At 28.7% G+C, this 13575-nt stretch carries 12 protein-coding genes; 11 read left to right on the top strand and 1 reads right to left on the bottom strand.

Annotation, left to right across the window (positions count from 1 at the left end; genetic code table 11):
- Positions 1-10: 10 nt before the first annotated feature.
- From CBLAS_RS09665 to CBLAS_RS02620, 8 genes are all read left to right on the top strand, one after another.
- A complete protein-coding gene (locus tag CBLAS_RS09665; protein ID WP_241517596.1) occupies positions 11-649 on the top strand; it encodes an AIPR family protein in 639 nt (212 codons plus the stop codon).
- A 204-nt stretch (positions 650-853) separates the two neighbouring features.
- A complete protein-coding gene (locus CBLAS_RS02590) occupies positions 854-1615 on the top strand; it encodes an ABC transporter ATP-binding protein (RefSeq protein ID WP_162296617.1) in 762 nt (253 codons plus the stop codon).
- 92 nt (positions 1616-1707) lie between these two features.
- On the top strand, positions 1708-2286 hold the full coding sequence (locus CBLAS_RS02595) for an ABC transporter permease (RefSeq protein ID WP_106871387.1): 579 nt from the start codon (positions 1708-1710) through the stop codon (positions 2284-2286).
- A 16-nt stretch (positions 2287-2302) separates the two neighbouring features.
- The gene (locus CBLAS_RS02600) at positions 2303-3190 is read left to right on the top strand and encodes a glycine betaine ABC transporter substrate-binding protein (RefSeq protein ID WP_106871385.1); all 888 of its coding nucleotides are present in this window, start codon (positions 2303-2305) and stop codon (positions 3188-3190) included.
- A gap of 42 nt (positions 3191-3232) precedes the next feature.
- Positions 3233-3856, top strand: a complete 624-nt coding sequence (locus CBLAS_RS02605; protein ID WP_106871383.1) for an ABC transporter permease — start codon at positions 3233-3235, stop codon at positions 3854-3856.
- 214 nt (positions 3857-4070) lie between these two features.
- Positions 4071-5618 (top strand): type I restriction-modification system subunit M, encoded by a 1548-nt coding sequence (locus tag CBLAS_RS02610; RefSeq protein WP_106871652.1) that lies wholly within the window; start codon positions 4071-4073, stop codon positions 5616-5618.
- Positions 5611-6753 (top strand): restriction endonuclease subunit S, encoded by a 1143-nt coding sequence (locus tag CBLAS_RS02615; protein WP_106905676.1) that lies wholly within the window; start codon positions 5611-5613, stop codon positions 6751-6753. Before CBLAS_RS02610 ends, CBLAS_RS02615 begins: the two co-directional genes overlap by 8 nt.
- Before the next feature lie 9 nt (positions 6754-6762).
- The gene (locus tag CBLAS_RS02620; RefSeq protein ID WP_106871377.1) at positions 6763-9768 is read left to right on the top strand and encodes a type I restriction endonuclease subunit R; all 3006 of its coding nucleotides are present in this window, start codon (positions 6763-6765) and stop codon (positions 9766-9768) included.
- A 249-nt stretch (positions 9769-10017) separates the two neighbouring features.
- On the opposite strand, the gene CBLAS_RS02625 is transcribed toward CBLAS_RS02620, so the two are convergent.
- A complete protein-coding gene (locus tag CBLAS_RS02625) occupies positions 10018-10347 on the bottom strand; it encodes a cupin domain-containing protein (RefSeq protein WP_106871375.1) in 330 nt (109 codons plus the stop codon).
- Between the two features lie 239 nt (positions 10348-10586).
- On the opposite strand from CBLAS_RS02625, the gene CBLAS_RS02630 reads away from it, so the two are divergent.
- The 3 genes from CBLAS_RS02630 (at position 10587) to CBLAS_RS02640 (ending at position 13451) form a co-directional block, all read left to right on the top strand.
- Positions 10587-12083 (top strand): protein adenylyltransferase SelO, encoded by a 1497-nt coding sequence (locus CBLAS_RS02630; protein ID WP_106871373.1) that lies wholly within the window; start codon positions 10587-10589, stop codon positions 12081-12083.
- 128 nt (positions 12084-12211) lie between these two features.
- Complete coding sequence (locus CBLAS_RS02635) at positions 12212-12706, top strand: DNA-deoxyinosine glycosylase (RefSeq protein ID WP_106871371.1); 495 nt, start codon at positions 12212-12214, stop codon at positions 12704-12706.
- Positions 12707-12797: 91 nt separating this feature from the next.
- On the top strand, positions 12798-13451 hold the full coding sequence (locus CBLAS_RS02640; RefSeq protein ID WP_241517592.1) for a uroporphyrinogen-III synthase: 654 nt from the start codon (positions 12798-12800) through the stop codon (positions 13449-13451).
- Positions 13452-13575: the final 124 nt, after the last annotated feature.

The raw sequence follows: 13575 nt of genomic DNA on the forward strand, positions 1-13575 counted from the left end.
AAGTGTATTAATTAGGTTTTTTAAAACTGGTCTTGAAGATGGGTTAGTCAATAAAGTCTCCGAATATACAAATAGTCAAAATACTATATCAGGTAGAGACCTGAAGTCAGTTGACAAAATTCAGCTAGATATTGAAAAGAGATTTGATATTGAAAATATTAAATATCTAAGAAAAAGAACAAAAGACAATTTTGAGAGAAAACATAAATATGAAATTTCTATGGAAAAACTAGGACAGCTATTATTGGCATATAATGGACATCCTGAAAAAGTTAGCAATAGTAAAAAGAAAATTTTTGAGGATTATTATAATGTATTATTTAATGATAAGCCTGATTTTATGAATATTTCCATAGAATTAGTAAAAAATTATCATGCTGTTTTTAACAAATACAAAGATTTAACTGATAAATATAAATATTATGAACAAAAAATATTTTATATAATATATTTGAATAGGTGCTTCGAAAAAAATGACATTATTAAAAATATTTTATTATTAGAGGAAGTGTTGATGAAATATAGAGCTAATGAGGAAATATCACCCGCAAGAAAACTTATCCAAAAAGGGTTTAAGGATGAATTGGATAAAAGAATAGTTCAGGAGGGCGGAACTTTAATTAGCCCAATTACATTGAATAAAAAGTAGGATTATAAATTTTATTTATTAAAAAATAGTATTCATTTGGAATACTATTTTAATGTTTGAAAACCATCAAAATGGAGTATTGTTATTTTTATTTTATTTGTAGCAAATTTATGCTGATTTTAAATGTATTATTAAATATTTATAAATAAATTTAATTTGTAATGTTAGAGTTTTTTAAAAGAAACTAGTTTAGAAAGTTATATATTGATTTCGATTGAATTTAAAAATGTGTATAAAAAATTTCCAGGAAATGATAAATTTAGTGTTGATGGAGTTAGCACTAAGATAGAAGATGGCGAATTTATCACTATATTAGGCTCTTCTGGTTCTGGAAAAACATCTTTATTAAAGATGATAAATAGATTGCATGACCCCGATAGTGGACAAATACTTCTATTTGGCGAGGACATTTCAGAAAAAAATGCAGTTGAACTTAGAAGAAGCATAGGCTATGTAATCCAGCAAGTAGGGCTTTTCCCTCATATGACAATAGAAAAAAATGTATCAACACTTCCAGACATTTTAAAATGGCCAAAAGATAAAACACAAGCAAGAGTCGATGAACTTCTAACCATGGTAGGCTTAGATCCTAAAAGTTATAAAAGCAGATATCCTGCACAACTATCAGGCGGTGAAAAACAAAGGGTAGGGCTTGCACGAGCATTAGCAGTAAGACCAAAAATTATGTTATTAGATGAGCCTTTTGGGGCTATTGATGCGATTACAAGATTAAATTTGCAAAATGAGATTTTGAACATACATAAAGGGGTTAAAAAGACTTTTTTGTTTGTAACACACGATATCAACGAAGCCTTTAAACTAGGAGACCGAGTTATGGTTATGAATCAAGGAAAATTATTACAATTTGATACACCAGAAAACATTGTTAAAAATCCAGAAAACGAATTTGTTAAGTCTTTGATTTATTCTGCTAGAGCTCAAGAGAAATTTTGGAAAAATTTATAATGATTTGCATTGCATTATTATAAGGAGAATTAGTTACGGATAAAATATTTGATTATTTTGCACAAAATTCGCAAACATATTTTAAGCTACTTATGGACCATATAACAATTAGCTTGATATCGGTTTTAACAGCCATTGTCATAGGTTTTGGTTTTGGGATAATTGTTTATAAAATGAAAAAGGCAAGAGTATTTATAGAGCAGTTTTTTGGAATTTTAAGAATCATTCCATCTCTTGCAGTGCTATTTATCTTGATACCTATCATCGGCACAGGAGTAGTTCCGTCAGTTATAGCATTAATTTTGCTAGCTATACCTCCAATTTTAATAAACACAGTTCAAGGATTCATTTCGATACCAAAAGCTACAATTGAAGCGGCAACCGGTATGGGCATGAACAAAATGGAAGTTTTTTACAAGATAAAATTGCCTTTAGCATTTCCGCTATTTTTTGCTGGTATAAGAACAGCAACTATAGAGGTGATATCAAGTGCTACTTTAGCCTCTTATATAGGTGCTGGCGGACTTGGAGATATAATATTTACAGGACTTTCACTTTTAAGATATGATTTATTGTTAATAGGTGGATTTTCTGTGGCATTTTTATCTTTGTTTATTGGTTTTATGCTAGATTTAGTATATAAAAAATTTACAAAATACCAAATGGTATAAAAAGGAGAAAATTTAAATGAAAAGAAAAACATTTTTAATAACAGGATTATTATTAGCACTTAGTTTGCTATTTACAGGTTGTAATGGTGAAAAAGATAATCAAGTTAAGATAAAAGTTGGCTCTAAAGATTTTACAGAAAATCAAATAGTAGCAGAGCTATATTCACTAGCTTTAGAAGATGAAGGGTTTAATGTTGAAAGAGTTTTTGATGTTTCATCAGCAGTTATTCACAACTCTATATATAATAACGACATTGATGTATATCCAGAATACACAGGAACAGGACTTTTAGCAGTTTTAAAAATGAGTCCTATAGCAGACCCAGATAAAGTTTATCAAATTGTTAAAAAAGAGTATAAAGATAAATTTAACATTGAATGGCTAGATTACTCTAAGGCAAACGATGGACAAGGTTTAGTTATCGCAACAAAAGTAGCACAAAAATATGGTATTAAAACAATTTCGGATTTACAAAAAAATGCGGACAAAATTAGATTTGCTTCACAAGGAGAATTTAACGAAAGAGAAGATGCATTACCAGCTTTAGAGGCAGTTTATGGGCATTTTAATTGGAAATCTAGCAAAGTGTATGACAACTCTTTAAAATACCAAGTATTAAAAAATGATGAGGCGGATGTGGCACCAGCTTATACAACCGAAGGAAGACTAACCGAAAGTGAGTTTATGCTTCTTGAAGATGATAAAAAAGTTTGGCCGCCATACAACTTAGCACCAGTTGTTAGAGCAGAAGTGTTAACAAAAAATCCTAAAATAAAGCAAATTCTTAATAAAATAAGTGCTGCATTAAATACAGAAAATTTAACCAAACTAAATGCTGAGGTTGATATAGAAGGCAAGGAGTATAAAGATGTGGCTAAAAGTTTTTACCAAACTCTTAAATAGTTAAGGCAATTATAAATTTGTAGGATTAAGGGGCTAGCGGATATGATAGATTACTTTATAAAAAATTCTGATATGTTCTTAAATGCATTTTTTGAACATTTATGGATAGTGTTTGTTACTTTAGTCATATCTGTTATATTAGCCATGGTAATGACTTATGTTTTACTAAGTTTTGAAAAGCTTGGAAATTTGATAAATCATATATTTGCGGTGACTTACTCAGTTCCATCTCTTGCACTATTTGCTATGTTAATACCAGTTTTAGGGTTAGGCAAGGTAACGGCTATATTTGTTTTGATAATGTATAACCAATATATATTGCTTAGAAATTTTCTTACAGGTATGTTAAATGTTGATTATGGTGTTTTAGAAGCTGGGCGTGGAATGGGTATGAACAAGTGGCAACTAGTTACTAAAATACAAGTTCCCTTAGCCTTACCTTCTATCATCGCAGGCATTAGACTAGCTATAATATCCACCACAGGAATTGCTACAATAGCAGCTACCATTAATGCTGGTGGGCTAGGGGCTGTTTTGTTTTCAGGGCTGAAAACATTTAATATGTATAAGCTACTTTGGGGAACTATTTTATGTGTATTTATAGCCCTTGTGGCAGATATTGCATTAAAGCAAATCGAAAAATCAATCTCTTCAAAATGGAGATAAATTATATTACCAAAATAATAAAATTATTTTATTAAAAATATATAAAATACTTCAATAGCACTTAAATACTAAATTTATAGTTGCATTAAAATTTAAAAATTCACAATAATATCTAATTTTGTAACAATAAGTATAAAATATAATAATAAAATAAATCATTTTAAGTTACAATACTAGCATTTTATATGAGGTTGAAATTTTGAGTAATGAAAAAATGCAAAAAGATGAGCTGCATAGCAAAATTTGGTCTATTGCCGATGATGTTAGAGGTGCAGTTGATGGCTGGGATTTTAAACAATATGTTTTAGGAATTCTTTTTTATAGGTTTATTTCAGAAAATATAACAGAGTATTTTAATAAAACTGAACACGAAGCTGGAGATTTAGAATTTCATTATGCTAAAATCACAGACAAAGAAGCTAATGAGGATTTTAAACCAAATACCGTAGAAGACAAAGGTTTTTTCATCTTACCTAGTCAGCTCTTTGTAAATGTGGTCAAAAATGCAGATAGTAACGAAAATTTAAATACAGATTTAGCCAATATATTTAAATCAATTGAAGCAAGTGCTGTGGGTTATGATTCTGAGCAAGATATAAAAGGCTTGTTTGATGATATTGATACAACAAGTAGCCGTTTAGGCGGTTCTGTGTCTGAGAAAAACTTAAGATTGGCCAAAATTTTAAAGGGCATAAATAGTATAAAATTTGGAAATTTTGCAGATAATGATATCGATGTTTTTGGTGATGCTTATGAATATTTGATTGCAAATTATGCAAGTAATGCAGGAAAATCAGGAGGTGAGTTTTTCACCCCTCAAAGTGTCTCAAAACTTCTAGCAAAAATTGTAATGCAAGGTAAAACGAAGATTAACAAAGTATATGATCCCGCATGTGGTTCAGGATCGCTTTTGCTTCAAATGAAAAAGCAATTTGAAGAACATATTATAGAAGATGGTTTTTTTGGTCAAGAGATAAATCTTACCACTTTTAATTTAGCTAGAATGAATATGTTTTTACATAATATTAATTATAATAACTTCTCATTAAAACGAGGTGATACTTTACTAAACCCACTTCATGATAATGAAAAACCATTTGATGCAATTGTTTCAAATCCTCCATATTCTATAAAATGGGTAGGCGATGGTGACCCAACTTTGATAAACGATGAGCGTTTTGCTCCAGCTTCTAGACTTGCACCAAAAAATTATGCTGATTATGCTTTTATAATGCACTCTTTAAGCTATCTTTCAGGTATAGGACGTGCGGCGATTGTCTGTTTTCCGGGAATTTTTTACAGAAAAGGAGCGGAGCAAACTATAAGAAAATATTTAGTTGACAACAACTTCATTGACTCTATTATAGCACTCCCTGAAAATTTATTTTTTGGTACATCCATTGCAACTTGTATACTTGTAATGGCAAAGAACAAAACTGATAATAAAATTTTATTTATAGATGCAAGTAAGGAATTTGAGTCAAAAACAAACAATAATATTTTATCAACTAAAAATATTGAAAATATAATATCTTATTTTAAAGACAGAACTGACAAAGAATACATTTGCAAGCTTGTAGAGTATGAAAATATACAAAAAAATGATTACAACCTTTCGCCTTCAAGTTATGTAGAAAAAGAGGACTTAAGAGAAGTTATAGATATAAAAGTTCTAAATGAAGAGTTAAAACAAACTGTAAGCAAGATAACAAAACTAAGAGCCTCCATAGATAAAGTAATATTGGAGATCGAAAGTGAGTAAAATTTTATCATTAATAAAAAATGATAATGTTGAATGGAAAAAACTGGGCGAAGTTTGTGATATTATTAGAGGTGTAAGAGTTACAAAAAAAGATTTAATTGTAAATGGTATTTATCCAGTTGTATCTGGCGGAACTGGCTATATGGGATTTATTGATAAATATAATAGAGAAGAAAATACTATAACTATAGCACAATATGGAACTGCTGGATATGTAAATTGGCAAAAAAATAAATTTTGGGCGAACGATGTTTGTTTTTGTGTATATCCTAAAAATAATATTAATAATCGTTATTTATATTATTTTTTAACCAATAAACAAAGTTATCTTTATGAAATTTCAAATAAAACTGCTGTTCCATATAGTATTTCAAAAGAAAAAATTTTAAGTATTAAAATTCCAATTCCTTCTTTAGAGGTTCAGAGTGAAATTGTCCGAATTCTGGACAATTTCACAGAGCTTACAGCGGAGCTTACAGCGGAGCTTACAGCGGAGCTTACAGCACGCAAAAAACAGTATGAATATTATAGAAATGAACTTTTAAATTTTAAGAACCCTTCTAAATTTGTAAAAAGTCTATTAGGTAACGGGGGGGGGGGGGTAGAATATAATCAAATGGGGAAAATCTGTATAATCAACACAGGAAGTAAGCCTAATAATATTTTTATTAATGGAAAATATAAGTATATTAATGGAGGAACTAGAGAATCTGGTTATCTAGATGAATTTAATAATGATGCTAATGCAATTACAACACCTTCAAGAGGGCAAGGTGGAATAGGATTTGTTGGCTATCAATCAGAAAAATTTTGGCTTGGAGCATTATGTTACGGAATAAGAGCTAAAAATCATAAAGAATTAAGTATTAAATATTTATATTTTTATTTATTGACTTCAAATCAAATAATTTTATTAAAACAAGAAGGAGGAACACCTGCTGTAAATTTAACTGATTTAGAAAAAATTCTCATCCCAATCCCTCCAATTGATGTTCAAGAAAAAATAGTTAAAATTTTAGATAAATTTGATACTTTGGTAAATGATATAAGTGAAGGGTTGCCAAAAGAGATAAGTTTGAGAACTAAACAATATGAATATTATAGAGATAAGTTATTAAATTTTAGTAAAACATAAAGGAAAAACATGAATGATATTAAGCCTATTGCACAGATGACTGACGGTATAGTGCTAGCCAAATTTGAGAGTTTAAAACCAAGAAGTGAGAGTTATCAAAGTGAAGCTCAGCTTGAAGATGAACTTATAGAAAATCTAATCTCTCAAGGTTATGAAAAGCTTGATATCCACTCTCAAAAAGAACTTTGTGAAAATTTAAAGACTCAAATAGAGAGATTAAATAACGTGAAATTTTTACCTAGCGAATGGGAGAGATTTTTAAAAGAGTATCTTGATGCTCCTAGTGATGGAGTTGTAGAGAAAACTCGTAAAATTCAGGAAAAACATATTCATGATTTTATTTTTGATGATGGATATTTAAAAAATATCAAAATAATAGATAAGAAAAATATAAATAATAATCACTTACAAGTGATAAATCAACTAAATCAATCAGGCTCTCACGCCAACTGCTATGATGTAACTGTTTTGATAAATGGTTTGCCACTTGTGCATATAGAGTTAAAAAAGCGTGGTGTGAGTTTGCAAGAAGCATTTAATCAAATTCATAGGTATTCAAAAGAGAGTTTTAATACACAAAGCTCACTTTATAAATATGTCCAAATTTTTGTGATATCAAATGGAACTTATACTAGATATTTTGCTAATACTACAGCTGAAAATAAAAACAATTATGAATTTACTTGTGTTTGGGCAGATGCTAAAAATAGAGCAATTAACGATATTAGTGATTTTACTGCTACATTTTTTACTAAACGAGTTTTGCTTGAAATTTTAACTAAATATTGTGTTTTTGATGTAACAAATACTTTGCTTATTATGAGACCTTATCAGATAGCTGCAACTGAGAGAATTTTATGGAAAATAAAATCAAGTTATGAAACTAGAAAATCAGGAAGCATTAATGCGGGTGGATTTGTGTGGCATACAACAGGCTCTGGTAAAACTCTAACTTCATTTAAAGCAGCAAGATTAGCTTGTGAACTTGGCTTTATTGATAAGGTATTTTTTGTAGTTGATAGGAAAGACTTGGACTATCAAACCATGAAAGAGTATCAAAAATTTCAGAAAGATAGTGTAAATGGTAGTAAGGATACAAAAGAGCTTAAAAGAAATATCCAAAGAGATGATAATAAAATTATAGTTACTACTATTCAAAAATTAAATGAGTTTGTAAAGAAAAATTCACAACATGAAATTTATAACAAACACTGTGTGATAATTTACGATGAGTGTCATCGTTCTCAATTTGGCGAGGCACAAAAAAATATAAAAAAATCTTTCAGACACTACTATCAATTTGGCTTTACTGGAACGCCTATATTTGTTGAAAATGCTTCAGGTGCTAAAACTACTGCTGGAGTATTTGGGGCTCAACTTCATAGCTATGTTATAACCGATGCTATTCGTGATGGCAAAGTTTTAAAATTTAAGGTTGATTATAACAACGTAGAGGCTAAATTTAAATCTGTAGAACTAGAAAAAGATGAAGAAAAGTTGAAGGCTCTTGAAAACAAAAAATTCCTTCTTCATCCTGAGCGAATTTCTGAAGTAACTAAACATATTTTAGATGTTTTTGACAGTAAAACTCATAGGAATGAACAATACACTGTAAAATTAAAAAGATTAAATGGATTTAATGCTATGTTTGCCGTCCAAAGCATAGAGGCTGCAAAACTATACTATGAAGAAATTGTTAGACAACAACAAAATTTACCAGAAGAAAAAAGGTTAAAAGTTGCAACTATTTATAGCTTTGCTGCCAATGAAGAGCAAAGTGCTAATGGTGATATAATTGATGAAGGATTTGAACCTAGTGCCTTAAACTCAAGTTCTAAAGAGTTTTTAGATAGAGTTATTGAAGATTATAACGAGCAATTTAAAACTAATTATTCAATTGATGGCGATGGATTTACTAATTACTATAAAGATTTATCTAAGCGTATGAAAAACAAAGATATTGATTTACTTATTGTCGTTGGTATGTTTTTAACTGGATTTGATGCACCAACTCTTAATACTTTGTTTGTTGATAAAAACTTAAGATATCACGGACTAATCCAAGCATATTCTAGAACAAACAGAATACTAAATAAAGTTAAGGCTTTTGGAAATATAGTTTGTTTTAGAAATTTAGAAGATGCAACAAAGGAGGCAATTAAACTTTTTGGAGATGAAAATAGTATAAATATAATCTTAGAAAAAAGTTATAATGAATATATGAATGGTTTTGTTGATGAAGAAGGCAAGAAAAGTGTAAAAGGTTATATTGAAATTTGCAATGAGATGGTTGATAAATTTCCCGAACCTACGCAAATATTTCTTGAAAGTGAGAAAAAAGAATTTGCTAAAATATTTGGAGATCTTTTAAAAAGCGAAAATATTTTAAGAAATTTTGATGAATTTGATAGCTTTGAGTCTATTATATCTGATAGAGTAATGCAAGATATGAAAAGTGTATATTTGCAGATAAGAGAAGAAGCATTAAAATCTAAAAAAAATGATGAAAATGCTAATTCAAAAATTGATTTTAGTGATGTTGAGTTTGAGGTAGATTTACTTAAAACTGATGAGATAAATCTTGATTATATTTTGGCTTTAATATTTGAAAAATCACAAAATCAAGAAGATGGTGAAGTGTTTAAAGAAGAGATTAAAAGAGTTATTCGTTCATCTTTGGGAACTAGAGCTAAAGAAGAGTTGATAATTAATTTTATGAATAGTACTGATTTATCTAAACTAAATGATAAAGAAGAAATTTTAGAAAAGTTTTATAAATTTGCAAAAGAGCAAAAAGATGTCCAAATAAACAAACTTATAAAGAATGAAAATTTAAAAGATAGTTCTAAAAGATATATTGAAACTTCTATAAACAAAGGTTTTGCAAGTTCAGCAGGCACTGATTTAGATGAAATTTTACCAGCAGTTTCAAGAAGAGGTGGAGCTAGAGAGGCTAAAAAACATACTGTTTTAGAAAAAATTCAAAAACTTGTTGAGATATTTGTAAATATTTAAAATTTAGTTTTACTATAAAAGATAGTAAGATAATTTTATAATCAAATTAAATGTTTTAAAATATGATTGTTATGTTAACTTATTATTTTGCTTTATGTAGAATAAACAAAATAAATCTTGTTTATTGTTATTAGATATGTAAAAGTTAAAGTAAAGAAATTTCTTTACTTTATTTATAATAAAATTATGTAATTTAATTGATAATTTCATTACTTAAATAATTTTTAAGCTTTTAACAAATTTGTAAAATTAATTTACCACCTTAAAAACACGGCTTACATCATCATTTTTGCTTAAACTTAATCTAATTATGCTATTTTCAAGTGCTTTTAGAGAGTGTGGAACATTTGAATCTAGAGTTACCATATCTAGCTCATCTAAAATTTGCATTTCATCTTGAACGAAAAACTCTATCTTTCCACGCAAAACTTGAACCATTATAGCCGCTGGTGCTTGATGTTCTTTCATAAAAGAGTCTTTTTCCATACTTATTCTAATTTCTTTACCGCCACTATGCTCAAAAAGCTTAATAGCTGAAACATCTCTGAAATCTTCATTTTTCCAATTAATTATTTTCATGTTATCTCCTAAATAATTTTTATAATAATATCAAATTTCAAAATTAAAAACATTGATATGTGTTAAGAATAAGCTAAATTTTTTAAAACTACCTAGTAAATACAAATTATAAAATTAGAAGCTTTTATCAAATTTATACAAGATCATCTGCTTGCCATTTTATTTTTATAAATTAAATATCAAATTTGATTTAACCTAATTTTATATAATATATAAAAAATAAAAGGAAATTGCAAAAAATGAATTTATCAGAAAAATCCGGTTGGAGTATAGTTAATACATATGAAAAACTTCCAAAAAAGTTTTATTCAAAAGTTAAAAATGCAAATTTTTTAAATCCAAAACTAATTTTGTATAATGAAAGCTTAGCCAAAACATTAGGCATAGATGAAGAGATAGAAAAATTAAGTGAAGATGAAAAGGCTGAAATTTTTGTCGGAAACAAGCCTATAAAACATACAAAACCCATAGCTCAAGCATATGCAGGGCATCAGTTTGGACATTTCACAATTTTAGGTGACGGACGGGCAATGTTAATTGCAGAACAACAAGCACTAGATGGAAAGATATATGACTTGCATTTAAAGGGCAGTGGAACAACACCATATTCGCGTGGAGGTGATGGAAAAGCGGTTATAAAGCCTATGTTAAGAGAGTATTTGATAAGTGAGGCAATGCACTATTTAGGCATTTCTACAACTAGAAGTTTAGCTGTTTCATTAACTGGAGAAGAAATTTATAGAAATGGTATGGAACAAGGTGCGGTTTTGGCAAGGGTTGCAAGTAGCCATCTAAGAGTTGGGACATTTGAATTTGCTTCTTTAAATGAAAAAGAAGACTTAAAAAAGCTTGCTAACTATGCTATAAAAAGGCATTATGGGGAAATTCTTACTCAAAATGAAGAAAATATTTATACAAAACTCTTGCAAAATGTTATAGAAAAACAGGCTAATCTTATAGCTAAATGGCAACTTGTCGGATTTATACATGGGGTTATGAATACTGATAATATGACTATTTCGGGTGAGAGTATTGACTATGGTCCTTGTGCTTTTATGAATGAATATGATGTCAATACAGTATTTAGCTCCATTGATAGAAATGGACGTTATGCGTATGGTAATCAACCATCAATCGGGCAATGGAATCTTTCAAAATTTGCTGATACTCTTTTGCCACTTATTCATAAAGATGAAGATATGGCTGTAAAAATCGCCACAAAAGCGCTTTCAAAATATAGTTTGAAATTTAATAAAGCTTTTATATCAGGTATGAAAGCAAAAATAGGGTTGTTAAACAATGAGGATGATTACCTAGAGTTAATCCAAAATTTACTTACTATGATGCAAGAAATGGGAGCTGATTACACAAATACCTTTGTTCGTTTGACTTTAAAAATGGGAGGCAAAGATGGAAGTTATTTGCAAGGGACAAAAGAGCTTTTTGATAGTAGCAAGTTTAAAATTTGGCAAAAAAAATGGCTTGAAAATATAAACTCATCAAAAATAGATAAAAAGCAAATTTTTGAAAATATGAAAAAGGCAAATCCATTTATAATCCCTAGAAATAATATAGTAGAAGATGTGCTTAAAAAGGCTTCAAGCGGGAATTTTGAAGAATTTAATAATTTTTTAAATGCCCTAAAAAATCCATATGAATATAAAGATAAAAACAAAAATTATCAAGAGTTACCACCAAAAACTATGCAAAAATATCAAACTTTTTGTGGCACATGAGGCTATTTTTAAATTTTATGTAAAAATAATGTGTAATAATATAGTCATAAGGTGTTGGTTTGGCAAAAAGTAAATTTAAAAATAGTTTAAAATATTAAAATGTAAAAATTGTATTAATTTGGAGGTAAATTTTGCAAACTCACCCTATAAAGCCTGTGTTTAATAAAAGCTCAAAAGTCTTAATTTTAGGTTCTTTTCCATCTGTTATTTCCCGTAAAGAACAGTTTTATTATGCAAATCCACAAAATCGTTTTTGGAAAGTTTTAGCAAATATTTTTAGTTCGCAAATTCCAAAAAACAAAGATGAAAAAATAGAGTTTTTGCTAAATTATAAAATTGCTCTTTATGATGCTGCGATATCTTGCAAGATAGAAGGCTCAAGTGATGCAAAGATGAGTGATATCAAACCTGCAAATTTGAGTGAAATTTTCAATACTTCAAACATAGTTCAAGTTTTTGCAAATGGAAACAAAGCATATGAAATTTGCCAAAAATATTTAAAGGATGATATAGTAAAAGCTACTAAAAAAAGTATTATAAAGCTTCCTTCAACAAGCCCAGCTAATGCTAAATTTAATCTTGACATGCTTATTAGAGAGTGGGATATAATAGCTAGAGTTTGATAAATATTTTAATTAAAATAAAGCGTACTAAAATTTATTGTGCTAAAATAGGTTTAATTGTAATTTAAAGTAAAATTTGCAAGAAATATAAATGGTTGGAAAATATAATATGAGAGAAATTTATCTAATATCACATACGCCAAATGATGAGGTGAAACACTTAAAAGTCTGTGAGATTGAGTTTTTGAAATTTAGCATAGATTTAAAAGATTTTGATGCTTTAGTAGTAACTTCAAAACATAGTATAAAAGCCTTAAAATTTAATAATATAAAATTTGAAAATATTAAAGTTTTTTCAATTGGCGATGGAACTACAAACGAAGCAAAGGCTTTTGGTTTTACAGATATATATACAGCAAAAAATCATCATGGAAATGAATTTGCAAGAGAGATATTGTCACTTTTACCAAACAAAAAAGTGCTTTTTTTAAGGGCAAAAGAGGTAGTTTCAAATGTAGATGGTATATTGCTTGATAATGAAGTAGACTTAACTTCAATAGTAGCCTATCGAAATAAGTTTATAAAACTAAGTGCTGATAAAATTCCACCAAAAAATAGCATTTTAATTTTTACATCACCATCAAATGTAAAAGGCTTTTTAAGAAATTTTGAAATTGATGAGAGTTATAGTATAGTATCCATAGGAAAAGCTACCACTAATGAGTTGTTAGAGTATAAAAATGTTATAACTTCTTCTTTTCAGGATGTAAAGAAGTGTATAGAAATAGCTCAAAACTTAAAATAGTTCAAAAAATATTGAAACTATTTTCATTTTAAGTATTGTTTTGTTATAATTTTATTTGCCTGGGTGATTCGACAGTGTCGTTTATGAGGGTCCAACACTTTAGTATAGGCGGAGATGTAAATTT

The sequence above is a fragment of the Campylobacter blaseri genome (assembly GCF_013201895.1).
GTDB classification, from domain to species: domain Bacteria; phylum Campylobacterota; class Campylobacteria; order Campylobacterales; family Campylobacteraceae; genus Campylobacter_B; species Campylobacter_B blaseri.